The organism is Pseudomonas sp. M5 (assembly GCF_016907075.1).
Lineage (GTDB): Bacteria > Pseudomonadota > Gammaproteobacteria > Pseudomonadales > Pseudomonadaceae > Aquipseudomonas > Aquipseudomonas putida_E.
Genome location: NZ_JAFBBH010000001.1, coordinates 3,111,096 through 3,133,938, shown reverse-complemented (window position 1 = coordinate 3,133,938; position 22,843 = coordinate 3,111,096). Strand labels below are relative to the sequence as shown.

General features: G+C 57.2%; 27 protein-coding genes. All 27 read left to right on the top strand.

Annotated elements, in window-relative coordinates:
• The 27 genes from secE to rplE all read left to right on the top strand — a co-directional run bounded on the left by secE (position 1) and on the right by rplE (position 22,832).
• A complete protein-coding gene (secE, locus tag JOE27_RS14335; protein WP_204919010.1) occupies positions 1-369 on the top strand; it encodes a preprotein translocase subunit SecE in 369 nt (122 codons plus the stop codon).
• Between the two features lie 9 nt (positions 370-378).
• Entirely contained in the window at positions 379-912 is a 534-nt protein-coding gene (gene nusG, locus JOE27_RS14330) for a transcription termination/antitermination protein NusG (protein ID WP_012316525.1), read from the top strand.
• Between the two features lie 119 nt (positions 913-1,031).
• Entirely contained in the window at positions 1,032-1,463 is a 432-nt protein-coding gene (gene rplK, locus JOE27_RS14325; RefSeq protein ID WP_003255500.1) for a 50S ribosomal protein L11, read from the top strand.
• The gene (gene rplA / locus JOE27_RS14320; RefSeq protein ID WP_008089131.1) at positions 1,463-2,158 is read left to right on the top strand and encodes a 50S ribosomal protein L1; all 696 of its coding nucleotides are present in this window, start codon (positions 1,463-1,465) and stop codon (positions 2,156-2,158) included. Before rplK ends, rplA begins: the two co-directional genes overlap by 1 nt.
• Before the next feature lie 196 nt (positions 2,159-2,354).
• Positions 2,355-2,855: a 50S ribosomal protein L10 gene (gene rplJ, locus JOE27_RS14315; RefSeq protein WP_012316523.1), complete on the top strand. Its 501-nt coding sequence runs from the start codon at positions 2,355-2,357 to the stop codon at positions 2,853-2,855.
• Positions 2,856-2,933: 78 nt separating this feature from the next.
• Positions 2,934-3,299, top strand: coding sequence for a 50S ribosomal protein L7/L12 (rplL, locus tag JOE27_RS14310; protein WP_003255496.1), 366 nt, complete (start codon positions 2,934-2,936; stop codon positions 3,297-3,299).
• A gap of 49 nt (positions 3,300-3,348) precedes the next feature.
• A complete protein-coding gene (locus JOE27_RS14305) occupies positions 3,349-3,519 on the top strand; it encodes a hypothetical protein (RefSeq protein ID WP_155294789.1) in 171 nt (56 codons plus the stop codon).
• Positions 3,519-7,592, top strand: a complete 4,074-nt coding sequence (gene rpoB / locus JOE27_RS14300; RefSeq protein WP_012316522.1) for a DNA-directed RNA polymerase subunit beta — start codon at positions 3,519-3,521, stop codon at positions 7,590-7,592. Before JOE27_RS14305 ends, rpoB begins: the two co-directional genes overlap by 1 nt.
• Positions 7,593-7,656: 64 nt before the next feature.
• Complete coding sequence (gene rpoC, locus JOE27_RS14295) at positions 7,657-11,856, top strand: DNA-directed RNA polymerase subunit beta' (RefSeq protein ID WP_039601744.1); 4,200 nt, start codon at positions 7,657-7,659, stop codon at positions 11,854-11,856.
• Between the two features lie 211 nt (positions 11,857-12,067).
• Positions 12,068-12,439, top strand: a complete 372-nt coding sequence (rpsL, locus tag JOE27_RS14290; RefSeq protein ID WP_003255492.1) for a 30S ribosomal protein S12 — start codon at positions 12,068-12,070, stop codon at positions 12,437-12,439.
• Positions 12,440-12,545: 106 nt separating this feature from the next.
• Positions 12,546-13,016, top strand: coding sequence for a 30S ribosomal protein S7 (rpsG, locus tag JOE27_RS14285; protein ID WP_003246741.1), 471 nt, complete (start codon positions 12,546-12,548; stop codon positions 13,014-13,016).
• 30 nt (positions 13,017-13,046) lie between these two features.
• Positions 13,047-15,191, top strand: a complete 2,145-nt coding sequence (gene fusA, locus JOE27_RS14280; protein ID WP_046788136.1) for an elongation factor G — start codon at positions 13,047-13,049, stop codon at positions 15,189-15,191.
• 27 nt (positions 15,192-15,218) lie between these two features.
• Positions 15,219-16,412, top strand: a complete 1,194-nt coding sequence (gene tuf / locus JOE27_RS14275) for an elongation factor Tu (protein ID WP_003255489.1) — start codon at positions 15,219-15,221, stop codon at positions 16,410-16,412.
• 142 nt (positions 16,413-16,554) lie between these two features.
• Positions 16,555-16,866 (top strand): 30S ribosomal protein S10, encoded by a 312-nt coding sequence (gene rpsJ, locus JOE27_RS14270; protein ID WP_003186070.1) that lies wholly within the window; start codon positions 16,555-16,557, stop codon positions 16,864-16,866.
• Between the two features lie 80 nt (positions 16,867-16,946).
• A complete protein-coding gene (gene rplC / locus JOE27_RS14265) occupies positions 16,947-17,582 on the top strand; it encodes a 50S ribosomal protein L3 (RefSeq protein WP_012316519.1) in 636 nt (211 codons plus the stop codon).
• Between the two features lie 12 nt (positions 17,583-17,594).
• The gene (rplD, locus tag JOE27_RS14260) at positions 17,595-18,197 is read left to right on the top strand and encodes a 50S ribosomal protein L4 (protein ID WP_003255485.1); all 603 of its coding nucleotides are present in this window, start codon (positions 17,595-17,597) and stop codon (positions 18,195-18,197) included.
• Positions 18,194-18,493 (top strand): 50S ribosomal protein L23, encoded by a 300-nt coding sequence (rplW, locus tag JOE27_RS14255; protein ID WP_003255484.1) that lies wholly within the window; start codon positions 18,194-18,196, stop codon positions 18,491-18,493. The genes rplD and rplW overlap by 4 nt, the downstream gene beginning before the upstream one ends.
• Before the next feature lie 14 nt (positions 18,494-18,507).
• A complete protein-coding gene (gene rplB / locus JOE27_RS14250) occupies positions 18,508-19,332 on the top strand; it encodes a 50S ribosomal protein L2 (RefSeq protein ID WP_012316518.1) in 825 nt (274 codons plus the stop codon).
• A 16-nt stretch (positions 19,333-19,348) separates the two neighbouring features.
• On the top strand, positions 19,349-19,624 hold the full coding sequence (gene rpsS, locus JOE27_RS14245) for a 30S ribosomal protein S19 (RefSeq protein ID WP_003255482.1): 276 nt from the start codon (positions 19,349-19,351) through the stop codon (positions 19,622-19,624).
• A gap of 11 nt (positions 19,625-19,635) precedes the next feature.
• Positions 19,636-19,968: a 50S ribosomal protein L22 gene (gene rplV, locus JOE27_RS14240; protein WP_003103908.1), complete on the top strand. Its 333-nt coding sequence runs from the start codon at positions 19,636-19,638 to the stop codon at positions 19,966-19,968.
• A 13-nt stretch (positions 19,969-19,981) separates the two neighbouring features.
• A complete protein-coding gene (gene rpsC, locus JOE27_RS14235; RefSeq protein ID WP_003255481.1) occupies positions 19,982-20,668 on the top strand; it encodes a 30S ribosomal protein S3 in 687 nt (228 codons plus the stop codon).
• Positions 20,669-20,680: 12 nt separating this feature from the next.
• The gene (gene rplP, locus JOE27_RS14230) at positions 20,681-21,094 is read left to right on the top strand and encodes a 50S ribosomal protein L16 (protein WP_003255479.1); all 414 of its coding nucleotides are present in this window, start codon (positions 20,681-20,683) and stop codon (positions 21,092-21,094) included.
• The gene (rpmC, locus tag JOE27_RS14225; protein ID WP_002555481.1) at positions 21,094-21,285 is read left to right on the top strand and encodes a 50S ribosomal protein L29; all 192 of its coding nucleotides are present in this window, start codon (positions 21,094-21,096) and stop codon (positions 21,283-21,285) included. Before rplP ends, rpmC begins: the two co-directional genes overlap by 1 nt.
• Positions 21,286-21,287: 2 nt before the next feature.
• Positions 21,288-21,554, top strand: a complete 267-nt coding sequence (gene rpsQ / locus JOE27_RS14220) for a 30S ribosomal protein S17 (protein ID WP_008089812.1) — start codon at positions 21,288-21,290, stop codon at positions 21,552-21,554.
• Positions 21,555-21,577: 23 nt separating this feature from the next.
• Positions 21,578-21,946 (top strand): 50S ribosomal protein L14, encoded by a 369-nt coding sequence (gene rplN, locus JOE27_RS14215; protein ID WP_008089810.1) that lies wholly within the window; start codon positions 21,578-21,580, stop codon positions 21,944-21,946.
• Between the two features lie 11 nt (positions 21,947-21,957).
• Positions 21,958-22,272 (top strand): 50S ribosomal protein L24, encoded by a 315-nt coding sequence (rplX, locus tag JOE27_RS14210; protein WP_003255476.1) that lies wholly within the window; start codon positions 21,958-21,960, stop codon positions 22,270-22,272.
• 20 nt (positions 22,273-22,292) lie between these two features.
• Entirely contained in the window at positions 22,293-22,832 is a 540-nt protein-coding gene (gene rplE / locus JOE27_RS14205) for a 50S ribosomal protein L5 (protein WP_012316517.1), read from the top strand.
• Positions 22,833-22,843 lie beyond the last annotated feature (11 nt).

Here is a 22,843-nt window from a genome sequence, read left to right as displayed (position 1 = left end):
ATGACTCCCAAAACTGAAGCCCAAGAATCGCGTTTTGATCTGTTCAAGTGGCTGGCTGTAGTGGCTTTGGTGGTTGTTGGTGTAGTGGGTAATCAGTATTACTCCACCTCCCCAATCCTGTACCGCGTTCTTGCGCTTCTCGCCCTGGCTGCTGTTGCAGGCTTTGTAGCTCTGCAGACTGCGAAGGGTAAGTCGTTCTTTGCGCTTGCGAAGGAAGCTCGTACTGAGATCCGTAAAGTCGTGTGGCCGACCCGCCAGGAAACCACCCAGACCACGCTGATTGTCGTGGCTGTCGTGCTGGTTATGGCACTGCTGCTGTGGGGTCTTGATTCCCTGCTCGGCTGGGCGGTCTCCCTGATCGTTGGCTAAAGGTGTCCCGTGGCTAAGCGTTGGTATGTTGTGCATGCTTACTCGGGTTACGAGAAGCATGTTATGCGCTCCCTGATAGAGCGCGTCAAGCTGGCAGGCATGGAAGACGGTTTCGGCGAGATCCTGGTCCCGACCGAAGAAGTCGTCGAAATGCGCAACGGCCAGAAGCGCAAAAGTGAGCGTAAATTCTTCCCTGGCTATGTTCTGGTCCAGATGGAGATGAACGAAGGGACTTGGCACTTGGTCAAGGACACCCCTCGTGTGATGGGCTTTATTGGTGGCACTGCAGATAAGCCTGCACCGATCACTGATAAAGAAGCTGAGGCTATCCTGCGTCGCGTTGCCGATGGTAGTGACAAGCCGAAGCCGAAGACGTTGTTCGAGCCCGGTGAAGTGGTTCGAGTCATTGACGGTCCGTTCGCTGACTTCAATGGTAACGTCGAAGAGGTTAACTACGAAAAGAGTCGCCTCCAGGTGGCGGTGCTCATTTTCGGTCGCTCTACTCCGGTAGAGCTCGAGTTCAGCCAGGTCGAAAAGGTCTAGGCGGACGAAGCATCCCATACCCCGCAGCCCTGTGTGCTGCGGGGTTTTGTCGTCACTGGGATAAAACGCAAGTCATCCGGGGAGCCATCTGGCGTTCGTACCCGATATTGGAGTAGCTCATGGCTAAGAAGATTCAGGCTTACATCAAGCTGCAAGTTAAGGCCGGCCAGGCCAACCCAAGCCCACCCGTTGGTCCAGCACTGGGCCAGCACGGTGTGAACATCATGGAATTCTGCAAGGCCTTCAACGCCCGTACTCAGGGTCAAGAAGCCGGCCTGCCGACTCCTGTGATCATCACTGTTTACAGTGACCGTAGCTTCACTTTCGAAACCAAGAGCACCCCTGCCTCGGTTCTGCTGAAGAAAGCTGCTGGCCTGACCAGTGGTTCGGCTCGCCCGAACACCGTCAAAGTCGGTACCGTGACCCGTGCTCAGCTGGAAGATATCGCCAAAGCTAAACAGGCTGATCTGACCGCTGCTGACCTGGACGCTGCTGTACGCACCATCGCTGGCTCTGCCCGCAGCATGGGCCTGAACGTGGAGGGTGTGTAATGGCTAAGCTGACCAAGCGCCAAAAGGCTATTGCTTCGAAAATCGAAGCTGGCAAAGTTTACAACTTCGAAGACGCAGCTGCGCTGCTGGCTGAACTGTCCACCGTGAAGTTCAGCGAATCTTTCGACGTTGCTGTCAACCTCGGTGTTGACCCGCGTAAATCCGACCAGGTCGTACGTAGCGCTACTGTGCTGCCACACGGCACTGGCAAGACCGTACGCGTTGCTGTCTTCACCCAGGGTCCAGCTGCTGAGGCCGCTCTGGCTGCCGGCGCTGACCGTGTAGGTATGGACGATCTGGCTGCCGAAATGAAAGGCGGCGACCTGAACTATGACGTAGTCATCGCATCGCCAGATGCCATGCGCGTTGTGGGTCAGCTGGGTCAGGTTCTGGGTCCTCGCGGCCTGATGCCTAACCCGAAAGTCGGTACTGTGACTCCTGATGTTGCCACGGCTGTGAAAAACGCCAAGGCCGGTCAGGTTCGCTATCGCACCGACAAAAACGGTATCATCCACACCTCCGTTGGCAAGGTCGGCTTCGAAGCTGGCAAGCTGAAGGAAAACGTTGAGGCCCTGATCGCTGATTTGAAGCGTATCAAGCCGGCTTCTTCGAAAGGTATCTACGTCAAGCGCGTTACCCTGAGCACCACTATGGGCCCAGGTCTGGTCATCGATCAGAGCTCGCTGAACGCGTAAGGCAATGATGGCGCGATCCGTCGCGCCATCAGCAAAATTGGGGTCCCTGCCTGGCGGGGGCTATCCAAGACCGTAGGCGGCGCAAGCCTTAAACCTCAAGCCTACGCAGATGGTGCTCCCGATTCGTTACCGAATCAGACACCAAAACGACATCCGGCTTCGGCCAGATGAAACGGTAAAAACCAGGAGTAAACCCGTGGCAATTAAACTCGAAGACAAGAAAGCCATCGTCGCTGAAGTCAACGAGGCTGCCAAAGTCGCTCTGTCCGCTGTCGTGGCCGATGCCCGTGGTGTGACTGTAAGCGCAATGACCGGACTCCGTAAAGAGGCCCGCGAAGCTGGCGTATACGTACGTGTCGTACGTAACACCCTGCTCAAGCGCGCAGTTGAAGGCACCGAGTATTCGATCCTCAACGACGCGTTCAAAGGCCCGACCCTGATTGCTTTCTCCAACGAACACCCGGGCGCTGCTGCTCGTCTGTTCAAAGAGTTCGCCAAGGGTCAGGACAAGTTCGAGATCAAGGCAGCTGCGTTTGACGGCAATTTCATTGCCGCCAACCAGATCGATGTACTGGCTACCTTGCCGACCCGTGACGAAGCTATCGCACGTCTGATGAGCGTTATTCAAGGCGCTACCAGCAAGCTGGCTCGTACTCTGGCGGCCGTTCGCGACCAGAAAGAAGCTGCTGCTGCCTAAGGCCGCGTAACCTCTTTCAAAATCATATGTTTAATTTGATGGCTGCGTAGGCTGTCACCCCAATACAGGATTTAAGTCATGTCCCTGACTAACGAGCAAATCATCGAAGCAATCGGCCAGAAAACCGTTCTGGAAGTTGTTGAGCTGATCAAAGCTATGGAAGAAACCTTCGGCGTTACCGCTGCTGTTGCCGCTGCTGGCCCAGCTGCTGCTGCTGCCGTTGTTGAAGAGCAGACCGAGTTCAACGTTGTTCTGGTTGAAGCCGGCGACAAGAAAGTGAACGTGATCAAAGCCGTTCGCGAGCTGACCGGTCTGGGCCTGAAAGAAGCCAAAGAGAAAGTCGATGGCGCTCCTCAGGTCGTAGCTGAAGGCGTTTCGAAAGAAGCCGCTGAAGACGCTAAGAAGAAGCTGGAAGAAGCAGGCGCTAAAGTCGAGCTGAAGTAATCTCGACTTTGCGACTCCAGCCGGAGCGTTGAGCAAAGGCTGATGGCTGGTGGCTTATGCCACCGGCCTTTTTCCGTTATTGGTGGCCGATCAGGTCGGCCCCGATAACAAGCTGCAAGACACCCATGTGGGTGGCGCAAACCAAGGGGTTTGCACGATTTTCTGGCTGCTCCCGCCGGGAGAAGCCAAACAAGCAGGTGACCAAGCTGGGGAACGCTGATGGCTTACTCATACACTGAGAAAAAACGTATCCGCAAGGACTTTAGCAAGTTGCCGGACGTCATGGATGTGCCTTACCTCCTGGCCATCCAGCTGGATTCGTATCGCGAATTCCTGCAAGCGGGAGCATCCAAGGATCAGTTCCGCGACGTCGGCCTGCACGCGGCCTTCAAATCGGTATTTCCGATCATCAGCTACTCCGGCAATGCTGCCCTGGAGTACGTAGGCTATCGCCTGGGCGAACCCGCCTTCGATGTGAAGGAATGTGTCCTGCGTGGCGTGACCTTCGCGGTCCCGCTGCGGGTCAAGGTGCGCCTGATCATCTTCGACAAGGAATCGTCGAACAAAGCGATCAAGGACATCAAAGAGCAAGAAGTCTACATGGGTGAAATCCCCCTGATGACTGAGAACGGTACCTTCGTTATCAACGGTACCGAGCGTGTGATCGTTTCCCAGCTGCACCGTTCGCCTGGTGTGTTCTTCGACCACGACCGTGGCAAGACGCACAGCTCCGGCAAGCTGCTGTACTCCGCTCGCATCATTCCGTACCGCGGCTCCTGGTTGGACTTCGAGTTCGACCCGAAAGACTGCGTGTTCGTCCGTATCGACCGTCGTCGCAAACTGCCGGCCTCGGTACTGCTGCGCGCCTTGGGTTACAGCACCGAAGAGGTTCTGAACACCTTCTACACCACCAACGTGTTCCATATTTCCGGCGAGAAACTCAGCCTGGAACTGGTGCCTCAGCGTCTGCGTGGTGAAGTTGCGGTCATGGACATCCATGACGAAACCGGCAAGGTCATCGTTGAGCAGGGCCGCCGTATTACCGCGCGCCACGTCAACCAGCTCGAGAAGGCCGGTGTGAACCAGCTGGACGTTCCGATGGAATACGTCCTGGGCCGCACCACCGCCAAGGCCATCGTGCATCCGGCCACCGGCGAGATCATCGCCGAGTGCAACACCGAGCTGACCACCGAGCTGCTGATCAAGATCGCCAAGGCTCAGGTCGTTCGCATCGAGACGCTGTACACCAACGACATCGACTGCGGTCCGTTCATCTCGGACACCCTGAAGATCGACACCACCAGCAACCAACTGGAAGCGCTGGTCGAGATCTATCGCATGATGCGCCCAGGCGAGCCGCCAACCAAGGATGCTGCCGAGACCCTGTTCAACAACCTGTTCTTCAGCGCTGAGCGTTACGACCTGTCGGCCGTAGGCCGCATGAAGTTCAACCGTCGTATCGGTCGTACCGAGATCGAAGGTTCGGGCGTGCTGAGCAAGGAAGACATCGTCGAGGTTCTCAAGACCCTGGTCGATATCCGTAACGGTAAAGGCATTGTCGACGACATCGACCACCTCGGTAACCGTCGCGTACGTTGCGTCGGCGAGATGGCCGAGAACCAGTTCCGTGTTGGCCTGGTGCGCGTCGAGCGCGCGGTCAAGGAACGCCTGTCGATGGCTGAAAGCGAAGGCCTGATGCCGCAGGACCTGATCAACGCCAAGCCGGTTGCGGCGGCGGTGAAAGAGTTCTTCGGTTCCAGCCAGCTTTCGCAGTTCATGGACCAGAACAACCCGCTCTCCGAGATCACCCACAAGCGCCGTGTTTCCGCACTCGGCCCGGGCGGTCTGACCCGTGAGCGCGCTGGCTTCGAAGTCCGTGACGTACACCCGACCCACTACGGCCGCGTGTGCCCGATCGAGACCCCTGAAGGTCCGAACATCGGTCTGATCAACTCTCTGGCGGCCTATGCCCGCACCAACCAGTACGGCTTCCTGGAAAGCCCGTACCGCGTGGTGAAGGAAGGCGTGGTCAGCGATGACATCGTGTTCCTGTCGGCGATCGAAGAAGCTGATCACGTCATCGCCCAGGCTTCGGCCGCGATGAACGACAAGAAGCAACTGATCGACGAACTGGTGGCCGTTCGTCACCTGAACGAATTCACCGTCAAGGCGCCGGAAGACGTCACCCTGATGGACGTATCGCCGAAGCAGGTTGTTTCCGTTGCTGCCTCGCTGATTCCGTTCCTCGAGCACGACGACGCCAACCGTGCCCTCATGGGTTCGAACATGCAGCGTCAGGCTGTACCAACCCTGCGTGCTGACAAGCCGCTGGTCGGTACCGGCATGGAGCGCAACGTTGCCCGTGACTCCGGTGTCTGCGTGGTTGCTCGTCGCGGTGGTGTGATCGACTCCGTCGACGCCAGCCGTATCGTCGTTCGCGTAGCTGACGACGAAGTCGAGACCGGTGAAGCAGGTGTAGATATCTACAACCTGACCAAGTACACCCGCTCCAACCAGAACACCTGCATCAACCAGCGTCCGCTGGTTAGCAAAGGTGACAAGGTTGCGCGCGGCGACATCATGGCCGACGGCCCGTCCACCGACATGGGTGAACTGGCGCTGGGTCAGAACATGCGCATCGCGTTCATGGCGTGGAACGGCTTCAACTTCGAAGACTCCATCTGCCTGTCCGAGCGTGTGGTTCAGGAAGACCGCTTCACCACAATCCACATTCAGGAACTCACCTGTGTGGCGCGTGACACCAAGCTTGGCCCAGAGGAAATCACTGCGGACATCCCGAACGTGGGTGAAGCTGCGCTGAACAAGCTGGACGAAGCCGGTATCGTCTACGTAGGTGCTGAAGTCGGCGCTGGCGACATCCTGGTCGGCAAGGTCACGCCAAAAGGCGAAACCCAGCTGACTCCGGAAGAAAAACTGCTGCGCGCGATCTTCGGTGAGAAGGCCAGCGACGTTAAGGATACCTCCCTGCGCGTGCCGACTGGCACCAAGGGTACCGTCATCGACGTACAAGTCTTCACCCGTGATGGCGTAGAGCGCGACAGCCGCGCACTGGCCATCGAGAAGATGCAGCTGGACGAGATTCGCAAGGACCTCAACGAAGAGTTCCGTATCGTCGAAGGTGCAACCTTCGAGCGTTTGCGTTCTGCCCTGAACGGCCAAGTGGTCGACGGTGGCGCGGGCCTGAAGAAAGGCACCGTGATCACTGACGAAGTGCTGGACGGTCTGGAGCACGGCCAGTGGTTCAAGCTGCGCATGGCTGAAGATGCACTGAACGAGCAGCTGGAAAAGGCTCAGCAGTACATCGTAGATCGCCGTCGCCTGCTGGACGACAAGTTCGAAGACAAGAAGCGCAAGCTGCAGCAGGGCGATGACCTGGCACCGGGCGTACTGAAGATCGTCAAGGTTTACCTGGCCATCCGCCGTCGCATCCAGCCGGGTGACAAGATGGCTGGTCGTCACGGTAACAAAGGTGTGGTCTCGGTCATCATGCCGGTAGAAGACATGCCGCACGATGCCAACGGTACTCCGGTCGACGTCGTACTGAACCCGCTGGGCGTACCTTCGCGTATGAACGTCGGTCAGATCCTTGAAACCCACCTGGGCCTCGCGGCCAAAGGTCTGGGCGAGAAGATCGACCGCATGATCGAAGAACAGCGCAAAGCCGCTGAGCTGCGTGGCTTCCTCACCGAGATCTACAACGAGATCGGTGGTCGTCAGGAGAACCTGGAAGAGTTCACCGACGAAGAGATCCTCGCCCTGGCGCACAACCTGAAGAAAGGCGTGCCTATGGCTACTCCGGTCTTCGACGGTGCCAAGGAGCGCGAGATCAAGGCCATGCTGAAGCTGGCTGACCTGCCAGAGAGCGGCCAGATGGTGCTGTTCGACGGTCGCACCGGCAACAAGTTCGAGCGTCCTGTGACCGTTGGTTACATGTACATGCTCAAGCTGAACCACTTGGTGGACGACAAGATGCACGCGCGTTCCACTGGTTCCTACAGCCTGGTTACCCAGCAGCCGCTGGGTGGTAAGGCGCAGTTCGGTGGTCAGCGTTTCGGGGAGATGGAAGTGTGGGCGCTGGAAGCATACGGCGCGGCATACACCCTGCAAGAAATGCTCACAGTGAAGTCGGACGACGTGAACGGCCGTACCAAGATGTACAAGAACATCGTGGATGGCGATCACCGTATGGAGCCGGGCATGCCCGAGTCCTTCAACGTGTTGATCAAAGAGATCCGTTCGCTCGGTATCGATATCGATCTGGAAACCGAATAACACGTGACGCGAAGGGGAGTGGGGCTGGTACAGCCCGCTTCCTGCTCCGCCAGGAGGAAAGGCCTTGAAAGACCTACTGAATTTGCTGAAAAACCAGGGTCAAGTCGAAGAGTTCGACGCCATCCGCATCGGTCTGGCGTCGCCTGAAATGATCCGTTCGTGGTCGTTCGGTGAAGTTAAGAAGCCGGAAACCATCAACTACCGTACGTTCAAACCTGAGCGTGACGGCCTTTTCTGCGCCAAGATCTTTGGCCCGGTCAAGGACTACGAGTGCCTGTGCGGCAAGTACAAGCGCCTCAAGCACCGCGGTGTGATCTGCGAGAAGTGCGGCGTTGAAGTTGCCTTGGCCAAGGTTCGTCGTGAGCGCATGGCGCACATCGAGCTGGCCTCGCCGGTTGCCCATATCTGGTTCCTGAAGTCGCTGCCGTCCCGTATCGGCCTGCTGATGGACATGACCCTGCGTGACATCGAGCGCGTTCTCTATTTCGAGAGCTACGTCGTCATCGACCCAGGCATGACTACCCTCGAGAAGGGTCAGCTGCTGAACGACGAGCAGTACTTCGAAGCGCTGGAAGAGTTCGGTGACGATTTCGACGCCCGCATGGGTGCCGAGGCTGTCCGCGAGCTGCTGCACGCTATCGACCTGGAGCACGAGATCGGTCGCCTGCGCGAAGAGATTCCGCAGACCAACTCGGAAACCAAGATCAAGAAGCTGTCCAAGCGCCTGAAGCTGATGGAAGCTTTCCAGGGCTCGGGCAACCTGCCTGAGTGGATGGTCCTGACCGTTCTGCCAGTACTGCCGCCGGACCTGCGTCCGCTGGTTCCGCTGGATGGCGGCCGCTTCGCGACCTCCGACCTGAACGACCTGTATCGTCGGGTGATCAACCGTAACAACCGTCTGAAGCGCCTGCTCGATCTGTCGGCGCCGGACATCATCGTGCGCAACGAAAAGCGCATGCTGCAGGAAGCGGTAGACGCCCTGCTGGACAACGGCCGTCGCGGTCGCGCCATCACTGGCTCGAACAAGCGTCCGCTGAAGTCCCTGGCCGACATGATCAAAGGTAAGCAAGGTCGTTTCCGTCAGAACTTGCTCGGCAAGCGTGTGGACTACTCCGGCCGTTCGGTAATTACCGTAGGCCCGACCCTGCGTCTGCATCAGTGCGGTCTGCCGAAGAAGATGGCCCTCGAGCTGTTCAAGCCGTTCATTTTCGGCAAGCTGGAAATGCGTGGTCTGGCGACCACCATCAAGGCTGCCAAGAAGATGGTCGAGCGCGAGCTGCCAGAGGTATGGGACGTTCTCGCTGAGGTGATTCGCGAACACCCCGTACTGCTGAACCGTGCACCGACCCTTCACCGTCTGGGTATCCAGGCGTTCGAGCCTGTGCTCATCGAAGGCAAGGCCATTCAGCTGCACCCACTGGTCTGTGCTGCGTACAACGCCGACTTCGACGGTGACCAGATGGCCGTTCACGTGCCTCTGACCCTGGAAGCACAGCTTGAAGCGCGCGCGCTGATGATGTCGACCAACAACATTCTGTCGCCAGCCAACGGTGAGCCAATCATCGTTCCGTCGCAGGACGTTGTACTGGGTCTGTACTACATGACCCGTGAAGCCATCAATGCCAAGGGCGAAGGTCGCGTGTTCGCCGACCTGCAGGAAGTCGATCGTGTATTCCGCGCCGGCGAAGCCGCTCTGCACGCGAAAATCAAGGTCCGTATCAACGAGACCGTGAAAGACCGTGATGGCAGCATCACCAAGAACACCCGCATCGTCGACACCACTGTCGGCCGTGCACTGCTGTTCCAGGTTGTACCGGCAGGCCTGCCGTACGATGTGGTCAACCAGCCGATGAAGAAAAAGGCGATCTCCAAGCTGATCAACCAGTGCTACCGCGTGGTTGGTCTGAAAGAGACCGTTATCTTCGCCGACCAGTTGATGTACACCGGTTTCGCCTACTCGACCATTTCCGGCGTTTCCATCGGTGTGAATGACTTCGTCATCCCTGATGAAAAAGCACGCATCATTGGCAGCGCCACTGATGAAGTGAAGGAAATCGAGAGCCAGTACGCCTCCGGCCTGGTAACCCAGGGCGAGAAGTACAACAAGGTCATCGACTTGTGGTCCAAGGCGAACGACGAAGTGTCCAAGGCGATGATGGCCAACCTCTCGAAAGAGAAGGTCATTGACCGCGAGGGCAAAGAAGTCGAGCAAGAGTCCTTCAACTCGATGTACATGATGGCTGACTCCGGTGCGCGGGGTTCCGCAGCACAGATCCGTCAGCTGGCCGGTATGCGTGGCCTGATGGCCAAGCCGGACGGCTCGATCATCGAGACGCCGATCACTGCGAACTTCCGTGAAGGTCTGAGCGTACTCCAGTACTTCATCTCGACTCACGGTGCTCGTAAAGGTCTGGCGGATACCGCATTGAAGACTGCGAACTCCGGTTACCTGACCCGTCGTCTGGTGGACGTTGCGCAAGACCTGGTTGTAACCGAGATCGATTGCGGTACCGACCACGGCCTGCTGATGACTCCGCACATCGAAGGCGGTGACGTCGTGGAGCCGTTGGGTGAGCGTGTACTGGGCCGTGTCATCGCCCGTGACGTGTTCAAGCCAGGCACCGAGGACGTCATCGTTCCTGCCGGTACCCTGGTCGACGAGCAGTGGGTCGAGTTCATCGAGCTGAACAGCATCGACGAAGTTGTCGTACGTTCGCCGATCAACTGCGAAACCCGCTACGGTATCTGTGCCAAGTGCTACGGTCGTGACCTGGCCCGCGGTCATCAGGTGAACATCGGTGAAGCTGTCGGCGTTATCGCTGCCCAGTCGATCGGTGAGCCTGGTACCCAGCTGACCATGCGTACGTTCCACATCGGTGGTGCTGCAAGCCGGACTTCGGCTGCCGACAGCGTCCAGGTGAAGAACGGCGGTATGGTGCGTCTGCACAACCTGAAGCAGGTCGAGCGTGCCGATGGCAACCTGGTTGCCGTATCGCGTTCCGGTGAGCTGGCCATTGCCGATGAATTCGGCCGTGAGCGCGAGCGTTACAAGCTGCCTTACGGTGCGGTGATTTCGGTCAAGGAAGGTGACAAGGTCGAAGCTGGCGCCATCGTCGCCAAGTGGGATCCGCACACCCACCCGATCGTTACCGAGCTGAAAGGTACCGTGACCTTCGTGGGCATGGAAGAAAACATCACCATCAAGCGCCAGACCGACGAGCTGACCGGCCTGACCAACATTGAAGTGCTGGACGTCAAGGATCGCCCTGCCGCAGGCAAGGAAATCCGTCCGGCAATCAAGATGGTCGACGCCAATGGCAAGGATCTGTACCTGCCAGGTACCGACGTACCTGCACAGTACTTCCTGCCAGCGAACGCCTTGGTTGGTGTTGCTGACGGTGCGCAGATCGGCGTTGGTGACGTTATTGCGCGTATCCCGCAAGAAACGTCGAAGACCCGTGACATCACCGGTGGTCTGCCGCGTGTTGCCGACCTGTTCGAAGCGCGTCGTCCGAAAGAAGCCTCGATTCTGGCTGAAGTCAGCGGCACCATCGCATTCGGCAAGGAGACCAAAGGCAAGCGTCGCCTGGTCATTACCCCGACCGACGGTAGCGATCCGTACGAAGAGCTGATTCCGAAGTGGCGTCACCTGAACGTCTTCGAAGGCGAACAGGTAAACCGCGGTGAAGTTATCTCCGACGGCCCGAGCGATCCGCACGACATCCTGCGTCTGCTGGGTGTGAGCGCGCTGGCGAAATACATCGTCAACGAGATCCAGGACGTTTACCGTCTGCAAGGCGTTAAGATCAACGACAAGCACATCGAGACCATCCTGCGTCAGATGCTGCGTAAGGTCGAGATCTCCGAGTCGGGCGATTCCAGCTTCATCAAGGGCGACCAGATGGAACTGACTCAGGTGCTGGTCGAGAACGAGCGTCTCGCCGCCGATGACAAGTTCGTCTCGAAGTTCACCCGTGTGTTGCTGGGTATCACCAAGGCGTCGCTTTCGACCGAGTCGTTCATCTCCGCGGCTTCCTTCCAGGAAACCACCCGCGTGCTGACCGAAGCGGCCGTAACCGGCAAGCGCGATTACCTGCGCGGCCTGAAAGAGAACGTGGTCGTGGGTCGTCTGATCCCGGCCGGTACCGGTCTGGCCTACCACAGCGAGCGTAAGCGTCGCCGTGAAGCCGACAAACCGCTGCGCGTAAGTGCCAGTGAGGTGGAAGCCGCACTGACCGAAGCGCTGAATTCCAGCGGTAACTAAGTACAGGGCAGGGCCCCGGCAAGCCCCGAACGGTCATCGGAGACATGAAATGTTGCCGATGATCGGGCGGGGAGGGCCGGGGCCTTGTCTTGACTGGGTGCAAGATCCTCTTTAGACTTTTGTACCCTTAAATTTGGTGAGGCTCCGTCTCGCCAATTTTTGGCTTTCTTGCAAGACAATAGAGTCGCAAGACAATCAGTGGAGCTAGTAGATGGCAACTATCAACCAGCTGGTACGTCAGCCGCGTAAGCGTTCGGTCGAAAAGTCCGACGTTCCTGCGCTGCAGAACTGCCCGCAACGTCGTGGCGTGTGCACCCGCGTGTACACCACCACGCCGAAAAAACCTAACTCGGCACTGCGTAAAGTATGCCGTGTGCGTCTGACCAACGGTTTCGAGGTTTCCTCGTACATCGGCGGTGAAGGCCACAACCTGCAAGAGCACAGCGTCGTCCTGATCCGTGGCGGCCGTGTAAAAGACTTGCCAGGTGTTCGTTACCACACCGTTCGCGGCTCTCTGGATACTTCGGGCGTCAAAGGCCGTAACCAGGGTCGTTCGAAGTACGGTACCAAGCGTCCGAAGTAATCGGCCGTTTGCAGACATCCATTTTTTTGAGTCGATAAGAGTAAGGTCGGGCAGGGGTCGAAGACCCACGTCCCGGGCTAACCTGAAGACCGTTTGAGGGCTTATCATGCCAAGACGTCGTGTAGCAGCAAAACGTGAGATCCTTGACGATCCGAAGTACGGATCCCAGATCCTCGCCAAGTTCATGAACCACGTGATGGAAAGCGGCAAGAAGGCCGTAGCCGAGCGCATCGTTTACGGTGCCCTGGATACCGTCAAAGCACGCAAGAACAGCGACCCCCTGGAAATCTTCGAGAAAGCTCTCGACGCCATCGCTCCGCTGGTCGAAGTAAAGTCCCGTCGTGTCGGCGGTGCCACTTACCAGGTTCCGGTTGAAGTTCGTCCATCCCGTCGTAACGCTCTGGCAATGCGCTGGCTCGTAGACTACGCCCGCAAGCGCGGCGAGAAGTCGATGGCTCTGCGCCTTGCTGGCGAGCTGCTGGATGCTGCCGAAGGCAAGGGTGCTGCAGTCAAGAAGCGTGAAGACGTGCACCGTATGGCTGAAGCCAACAAAGCGTTCTCGCACTACCGCTTCTAATTCAAGCATCAACATTTTTGCGAGGGCTTTATGGCTCGTACTACAGCAATTAACCGCTACCGTAACATCGGTATCTGTGCCCACGTTGACGCGGGCAAGACTACCACTACCGAGCGGATCCTGTTCTACACAGGTCTGAGCCACAAGATGGGCGAGGTGCACGACGGCGCCGCGACCACCGACTGGATGGTGCAGGAGCAGGAGCGCGGTATCACCATTACCTCCGCTGCCGTTACCACCTTCTGGAAGGGTTCCGTTGGTCAGTACGACAACTACCGTGTAAACGTCATCGATACCCCTGGCCACGTTGACTTCACCATTGAAGTAGAGCGTTCGCTGCGTGTACTCGACGGCGCGGTCGTTGTGTTCTGCGGTACCTCCGGCGTTGAGCCTCAGTCCGAAACCGTATGGCGTCAGGCCAACAAGTACGGCGTTCCACGTGTTGTTTACGTGAACAAGATGGACCGTGCCGGTGCAAACTTCCTGCGCGTCGTAGGTCAGATCAAGAACCGTCTGGGTCACACCCCGGTTCCTGTTCAGCTGGCCATCGGTTCGGAAGATAACTTCCAGGGTCAGGTCGACCTGATCAAGATGAAGGCTATCTACTGGAACGACGACGACAAAGGCACCACTTATCGCGAGGAAGAAATTCCTGCCGATATGCTGGAGCTGGCTCAAGAGTGGCGCTCCAACATGGTTGAAGCCGCTGCCGAGTCCAGCGAAGAGCTGATGAACAAGTACCTGGAAGGCGAAGAGCTGACCGTCGAAGAGATCAAAGCCGGTCTGCGCGCGCGCACCCTGGCCAGCGAAATCGTACCGGCTGTCTGCGGTTCGTCGTTCAAGAACAAGGGCGTTCCCCTGGTTCTCGACGCCGTCATCGACTACCTGCCTGCTCCGACCGAGATCCCTGCAATCCAGGGTATCAACCCGGACGACAAGGACCTGGACAAAGACGATCCGGCTGTTCGTAAAGACGAGCGTCACGCCGACGACAACGAGCCGTTCTCTGCTCTGGCGTTCAAGATCGCGACCGACCCGTTCGTTGGTACTCTGACCTTCGTTCGCGTCTACTCCGGCGTTCTGAGCTCCGGTGACTCGGTCATCAACTCGGTCAAGGGCAAGAAAGAGCGCGTTGGTCGTATGGTGCAGATGCACGCCAACCAGCGTGAAGAGATCAAGGAAGTGCGCGCTGGCGACATCGCGGCACTGATCGGCATGAAGGACGTGACCACGGGCGAAACCCTGTGCAACGCCGACAAGCCAATCATTCTTGAGCGTATGGACTTCCCTGAGCCGGTTATTTCGCTCTCCGTCGAGCCGAAAACCAAGGCTGACCAGGAGAAGATGGGTATTGCTCTGGGCAAGCTGGCCCAGGAAGACCCGTCGTTCCGCGTCAAGACCGACGAAGAGACTGGCCAGACCATCATCTCGGGCATGGGTGAGCTGCACCTGGACATCCTCGTTGACCGCATGAAGCGCGAGTTCAACGTCGAAGCCAACATCGGTAAGCCGCAGGTTTCGTACCGCGAGAAGATCACCAAGTCCGGCGTTGAGATCGAAGGCAAGTTCGTTCGTCAGTCGGGTGGTCGTGGTCAGTTCGGTCACTGCTGGATCCGTTTCTCGGAGCCAGATCAGGACGAGAAAGGCAACATCACCGAAGGTCTGGTGTTCTCCAACGAAGTCGTTGGTGGTGTGATTCCTAAGGAATTCATCGCCCCGATCCAGAAGGGTATCGAAGAGCAGATGAAAAACGGCGTCGTTGCCGGTTATCCTCTGATCGGCCTGAAGGCCACGGTATTCGACGGTTCGTACCACGACGTCGACTCCAACGAAATGGCGTTCAAGATCGCTGCTTCGATGGCAACCAAGCAGCTGGCCCAGAAGGGCGGTGGCGTGGTCCTCGAGCCGATCATGAAGGTCGAAGTTGTAACCCCGGAAGACTACCTGGGTGACGTGATGGGTGACCTGAACCGTCGTCGTGGTCTGGTCCAGGGTATGGATGAGTCGGTCTCCGGCCGCGTCGTCCGTGCTGAAGTACCGCTCGGAGAAATGTTCGGTTATGCGACCGACGTTCGTTCCATGTCTCAGGGTCGCGCAAGCTACTCCATGGAATTCTCCAAATACGCCGAAGCTCCGTCGAACATCGTCGAAGCACTCGTTAAAAAACAAGGCTAATCCCCTTTAGGCAAGAGGTTCACTGTCGTGGCTAAAGAAAAATTTGATCGTTCCCTTCCGCACGTTAACGTTGGCACCATCGGCCACGTTGACCACGGTAAGACCACTCTGACCGCAGCTCTGACTCGCGTTTGCTCCGAAGTTTTCGGCTCGGCAATCGTTGAGTTCGACAAGATCGACTCGGCTCCGGAAGAAAAAGCGCGCGGTATCACCATCAACACCGCTCACGTTGAGTACAACTCGACCATTCGTCACTACGCTCACGTTGACTGCCCAGGTCACGCTGACTACGTGAAGAACATGATCACCGGTGCTGCCCAGATGGACGGCGCGATCCTGGTTTGCTCGGCCGCCGATGGTCCGATGCCACAAACCCGTGAGCACATCCTGCTGTCCCGTCAGGTTGGCGTTCCGTACATCGTGGTCTTCCTGAACAAGGCTGACCTGGTAGACGACGCTGAGCTGCTGGAACTGGTCGAGATGGAAGTTCGCGACCTGCTGTCCACCTACGACTTCCCAGGCGACGACACTCCGATCATCATCGGTTCCGCTCGTATGGCCCTGGAAGGCAAAGACGACAACGAAATGGGCACTACCGCTGTCAAGAAGCTGGTAGAGACTCTGGACAGCTACATTCCTGAGCCAGTTCGTGCCATCGACCAGCCGTTCCTGATGCCGATCGAAGACGTATTCTCGATCTCGGGTCGTGGTACCGTTGTTACCGGTCGTATCGAGCGTGGTATCGTCCGCGTTCAGGATCCGCTGGAAATCGTTGGTCTGCGTGACACCACCACCACCACCTGCACCGGTGTTGAGATGTTCCGCAAGCTGCTGGACGAAGGTCGTGCTGGCGAGAACTGCGGTGTTCTGCTGCGTGGTACCAAGCGTGACGACGTTGAGCGTGGCCAGGTTCTGGTCAAGCCAGGTTCGGTCAAGCCGCACACCAAGTTCACCGCAGAAGTCTACGTTCTGTCGAAGGAAGAAGGCGGTCGTCACACTCCGTTCTTCAAAGGCTACCGTCCTCAGTTCTACTTCCGTACCACTGACGTGACCGGTAACTGCGAACTGCCGGAAGGCGTTGAAATGGTAATGCCAGGTGACAACATTCAGATGACTGTTACCCTGATCAAGACCATCGCAATGGAAGACGGTCTGCGCTTCGCTATCCGTGAAGGCGGTCGTACCGTCGGCGCCGGCGTCGTAGCCAAAATCATCGAGTAATCACTCGACCGATTGAAAAAAACCCCCGCTCAGCGGGGGTTTTTTTTATTGGGTTGACACTAAATAGGGGCGTCTATAGAATCACGCCTCCTTTTAGCGGGCGTAGTGCGTCCGTTGGGAACAGCCTGGAGTCTGAAATCCAATGCAAAATCAGCAAATCCGAATCAGGTTGAAGGCTTTCGACCATCGCCTGATCGACCAATCCACCCAGGAAATCGTGGAAACCGCGAAACGTACTGGTGCACAAGTGCGTGGTCCAATTCCACTGCCTACCCGCAAAGAGCGTTTCACCGTTCTGGTCTCCCCGCACGTCAACAAAGACGCGCGTGACCAGTACGAGATCCGCACTCATAAGCGTGTTCTGGACATCGTCCAGCCGACGGATAAAACCGTTGACGCGCTGATGAAGCTTGATCTGGCGGCAGGTGTGGAAGTGCAGATCAGCCTCGGCTAAGACTTCGGTCTTGTCGTGTAACGCTCTGAAATGGGCGGCCATAGCGGGTGAAAGCCCCGTACACTCATGAGGTTTACAACATGACTATTGGTGTAGTCGGTCGCAAGTGCGGTATGACCCGCATTTTCACCGAAGAAGGTGTCTCCATTCCGGTCACGGTCATTGAGATCGAGCCGAATCGCGTCACCCAGTTCAAAACTGAAGAAACCGATGGCTACCGTGCAGTGCAAGTCACTGTCGGCGAGCGTCGTGCTTCGCGTGTGACTGCCGCTCAGGCAGGTCACTTCGCCAAGGCCAACGTTGCCGCTGGTCGCGGTGTCTGGGAGTTCCGCCTTGAAGAAGGCGAGTTCCAGGCTGGCGACTCGATCAAAGCTGAACTCTTCACTGCAGGCCAGCTGGTAGACGTTACTGGTCAGTCCAAAGGTAAAGGCTTTGCCGGTACCATCAAGCGCTGGAACTTCCGTGGCCAGGACAACACCCACGGTAACTCCGTGTCGCACCGTGTCCCAGGCTCCATCGGCCAGTGCCAGACTCCTGGTCGTGTGTTCAAGGGCAAGAAAATGTCCGGTCACATGGGCGCCGAGCGCGTGACTGTTCAGTCCCTGGAAGTAGTTCGCGTAGACGCTGAGCGCAACCTGCTGCTGGTCAAGGGTGCCGTTCCTGGCGCTACTGGCGGCGACGTGGTTGTACGTCCGGCTGTCAAGGCTCGCGGTTAAGGGGAAACTGACATGCAACTTAATGTAAATGACGCTCAGGCGATCGAAGTTTCCGAACTGACTTTCGGTGGCGAATTCAACGAGACGCTGGTACACCAAGCAGTCGTGGCCTATATGGCCGGCGGCCGTCAGGGCACCAAGCAGCAAAAGACCCGTTCCGACGTGGCTGGTGGCGGTAAGCGCCCATGGCGTCAGAAGGGTACTGGCCGTGCTCGTGCTGGTACCACTCGTGGTCCGATCTGGCGTGGCGGTGGTGTAACCTTCGCAGCTCGTCCTCAGGATCACTCGCAGAAGCTCAACAAGAAGATGTACCGCGCAGCTCTGCGCTCCATCCTCGCTGAGCTGGTGCGTAGCGACCGTCTGGTCGTGGTTCAGGACTTCGCTGTTGAAGCACCGAAAACCAAAGATCTGCTGAACAAGCTGAACGGCATGGGTCTGAGCGATGTTCTGATCGTTTCGGACGCTGTTGATCAGAACCTGTACCTGGCTGCTCGTAACCTGCCGCACGTCGATGTACGTGACGTTCAAGGTTCCGACCCGGTCAGTCTGATCGCATACGAGAAAGTGTTGATCACTGTCTCGGCCGTGAAGAAATTCGAGGAGCTGCTGGGATGAACCAGGAACGCGTATTCAAAGTCCTCCTTGGCCCGCACGTTTCCGAGAAGGCTACCGTTCTGGCTGAGAAAAAAGGCCAGTTCGTATTCAAGGTTGCTACTGACGCAACCAAGCTGGAAATCAAGAAAGCTGTCGAAGGCCTGTTCAACGTAAAAGTTGAAAACGTGTCGACTGTTAACGTTCTGGGTAAAACCAAGCGTACCGCACGTGGTCTGGGCAAGCGTAATGACTGGAAGAAGGCGATCGTCTCCCTTCAGCCAGGCCAAGATCTCGATTTCAGCAGCAGTGCTGAGTAAGGAAGGGGTGCATCATGGCAATCGTTAAATGCAAACCGACTTCCCCTGGCCGCCGTTTCGTGGTCAAGGTGGTCAACCAGGAGCTGCATAAAGGCGCTCCTCACGCACCGCTGCTCGAGAAGAAATCGAAGTCTGGTGGTCGTAACAACAATGGCCGCATCACCACTCGTCACGTTGGTGGTGGTCATAAGCAGCATTACCGTCTGGTCGACTTCCGTCGCAACGACAAAGATGGCATCCCAGCCACTGTCGAGCGTATCGAATACGATCCAAACCGTACTGCTCACATCGCCCTGCTGTGCTACGCAGACGGTGAGCGTCGCTACATCATCGCCCCTAAAGGCGTGAGTGCTGGCGACCAGCTGATCGCAGGTGCTCTGGCCCCAATCAAGGCCGGTAACTCCCTGCAGCTGCGCAACATCCCAGTAGGTAGCACCATTCACGGCATCGAACTGAAGCCGGGTAAAGGTGCTCAGATCGCTCGTTCCGCTGGTGCCTCGGCTCAGCTGATCGCTCGTGAAGGCGTCTACGTGACTCTGCGTCTGCGTTCCGGTGAGATGCGTAAAGTACTGGCTGAGTGCCGTGCGACCCTGGGCGAAGTCTCGAACTCCGAGCACAGCCTGCGCTCGCTGGGTAAAGCTGGTGCCAAACGCTGGCGCGGCGTTCGCCCAACCGTTCGTGGTGTTGCCATGAACCCGGTTGACCACCCACATGGTGGTGGTGAAGGTCGTACCTCCGGTGGTCGTCATCCGGTATCGCCATGGGGCTTCCCAACCAAGGGTGCTAAAACCCGTGGTAATAAGCGTACCGACAACATGATCGTCCGTCGTCGCAAGTAACTAGAGGGATACGACAGTGCCACGTTCTCTGAAAAAAGGTCCTTTTATCGATCTTCACCTGCTGAAGAAGGTCGAAGTGGCGGTGGAGAAGAATGATCGCAAGCCAGTTAAAACCTGGTCGCGTCGTTCGATGATCCTGCCACAAATGGTCGGTCTGACCATCGCGGTTCACAACGGTCGCCAGCATGTTCCAGTTCTCGTGAACGAAGACATGGTCGGCCACAAACTGGGCGAGTTCGCCGGTACCCGCACCTATCGCGGGCACGTGGCTGACAAGAAAGCCAAGCGTTAAGGGGTAAGGAAATGGAAGTAGCCGCTAAGTTGTCGGGCGCTCGCATCTCCGCCCAGAAAGCCCGCTTGGTCGCCGACCAGATCCGCGGGAAGAAGGTGGGCGAAGCGCTCAACCTGTTGGCCTTCAGCAGCAAAAAAGCCGCTGAAATCATGAAGAAAGTCCTCGAGTCGGCCGTTGCCAACGCCGAACACAACGAAGGCGCAGACGTTGATGACCTGAAGGTCTCCACCGTCTTCGTCAACGAAGGGCGTTCGCTGAAGCGCATCATGCCACGTGCCAAAGGCCGTGCTGATCGCATCGTCAAGCGGTCTTGCCATATCACTGTCAAGGTTGCGGACAAGTAACGGAGTCGATCAGATGGGTCAGAAAGTACATCCCACTGGCATTCGCCTGGGAATCGTCAAGGAGCACACCTCCGTCTGGTACGCAGACGGTGCTACTTACGCAGATTACCTCTTGAAGGATCTGAAAACGCGTGAGTACCTCCAAGACAAACTAAAAAGCGCGTCCGTAAGCCGTATCGATATTCATCGTCCGGCTCAAACTGCACGCATCACCATCCACACCGCTCGTCCCGGTATCGTTATCGGTAAGAAAGGTGAGGATGTCGAGAAGCTGCGTCAGGACCTGACCAAGCAGATGGGTGTGCCTGTGCACATCAACATCGAAGAGATCCGCAAGCCGGAACTCGACGCTATGCTGGTTGCGCAGAGCGTAGCTCAGCAGCTGGAACGCCGCGTAATGTTCCGTCGCGCCATGAAGCGCGCCGTACAGAACGCCATGCGTATTGGTGCCAAGGGCATCAAGATCCAGGTGAGCGGTCGTCTCGGCGGTGCTGAGATTGCTCGTACCGAGTGGTATCGCGAAGGTCGTGTGCCTCTGCACACCCTGCGTGCCGATATCGACTACAACACCTACGAAGCTCACACCACTTACGGTGTGATCGGTGTGAAGGTTTGGATCTTCAAAGGCGAAGTTATTGGTGGTCGCCAAGAAGAACTGAAACCACAAGCACCAGCGCCTCGTAAAAAAGCTGCTAAGTAAGGGGTACGCCAAATGTTGCAACCAAAGCGTACAAAATTCCGCAAGCAGATGACCGGCCACAACCGTGGTCTGGCACTGCGCGGTAGCAAAGTCAGCTTCGGCGAATTCGCCCTGAAAGCTGTTGCTCGCGGTCGCCTCACCGCCCGCCAGATCGAGTCGGCACGTCGTGCTCTGACCCGTCACGTTAAGCGTGGCGGCAAGATCTGGATCCGTGTTTTCCCGGACAAGCCGATCTCCAAGAAGCCTCTCGAGGTTCGTATGGGTAAAGGTAAGGGTTCCGTGGAATACTGGGTTGCCCAGATCCAGCCAGGCAAAGTCCTGTACGAGATCGAGGGTGTTTCTGAAGAGCTGGCGCGCGAAGCTTTCGCCCTGGCTGCTGCAAAGCTGCCTCTCGCCACCTCCTTTGTTAAGCGGACGGTGATGTGATGAAAGCGAATGAACTTCGTGAAAAATCTGCACAGCAACTGAATGAGCAACTGCTCGGCTTGCTGCGCGACCAGTTCAATCTGCGTATGCAGAAGGCAACTGGCCAGTTGGGGCAGTCGCACCTGCTCTCGCAAGTTAAGCGTGACATCGCTCGCGTGAAAACTGTGCTTAACCAGCAGGCAGGTAAGTGATCATGGCTGAAGCTGAAAAAACCGTCCGTACGCTGACTGGCCGTGTCGTCAGCGACAAAATGGACAAGACCATCACCGTTCTGATCGAGCGTCGCGTCAAGCACCCGATCTACGGTAAATACGTTAAGCGTTCGACTAAGCTGCACGCGCACGACGAATCCAACCAGTGCAAAATCGGCGACAAGGTTTCCATCCGTGAAACCCGTCCGCTGGCCAAGACCAAGTCCTGGGCACTGGTTGAAGTCCTCGAACGCGCTGTTGAAGTCTAAGGGCTAGGGGTCGGAGAAATTTTATGATTCAGACTCAATCCATGCTCGATGTGGCCGATAACAGCGGCGCTCGTCGCGTCATGTGCATCAAGGTGCTCGGCGGTTCGCACCGCCGTTACGCCGGCATCGGTGACATCATCAAAGTAACCGTCAAGGAAGCAATTCCGCGCGGTAAGGTCAAAAAAGGCCAGGTGATGACCGCTGTTGTCGTCCGTACCCGTCACGGTGTACGTCGCGCTGACGGTTCCATCATTCGTTTCGACGGCAACGCTGCTGTTCTGCTGAACACCAAGCAAGAGCCGATCGGCACTCGCATCTTCGGGCCAGTGACCCGTGAACTTCGTACTGAGAAGTTCATGAAGATCGTCTCGCTCGCCCCTGAAGTGCTGTAAGGAGATCCGACATGCAAAAGATTCGTCGTGACGACGAGATCATCGTGATCGCCGGCAAAGACAAAGGTAAGCGCGGTAAGGTGCTGAAGGTTCTCGCTGACGACCGTCTGGTCATCGGTGGTGTGAACCTGGTCAAGCGTCATACCAAGCCTAACCCGATGGCGGGCGTTCAGGGCGGTATCGTCGAAAAAGAAGCGCCTCTGCACGCTTCCAACGTTGCCATCTTCAATGGCGAAACCAACAAGGCTGACCGCGTTGGTTTCAAAGTAGAAGACGGTAAGAAAATTCGTGTCTTCAAGTCGACCCAAAAAGCGGTTGATGCTTGAACACTGCTAGGTAGAAGACCATGGCACGACTGAAAGAGATTTACCGGAACGAAATCGCTCCTAAGCTTAAGGAAGAACTTAAGCTGTCGAACGTGATGGAAGTTCCGCGCGTTACCAAGATCACCCTGAACATGGGCCTGGGCGAAGCGATCGGCGACAAGAAAGTCATCGAGCACGCTGTTGCCGACCTGGAAAAGATCACCGGTCAAAAGCCGGTTGTGACTTTCGCTCGTAAATCCATCGCGGGCTTCAAAGTCCGTGAAGGATGGCCGATCGGTGTCAAGGTGACCCTGCGTCGCGAAAAGATGTACGAATTCCTGGACCGCCTGCTGGCGATCTCCCTGCCTCGGGTCCGCGACTTCCGCGGCCTGAATGCCAAGTCCTTCGATGGCCGTGGCAACTACAGCATGGGCGTGAAAGAGCAGATCATCTTCCCGGAAATCGATTACGACAAGATCGATGCTCTGCGCGGTTTGGACATCACCCTGACCACCACTGCTCGTTCGGATGACGAAGGCCGCGCTCTGCTGCGTGCATTCAAATTCCCGTTCCGCAACTGATTGGAGTAGGA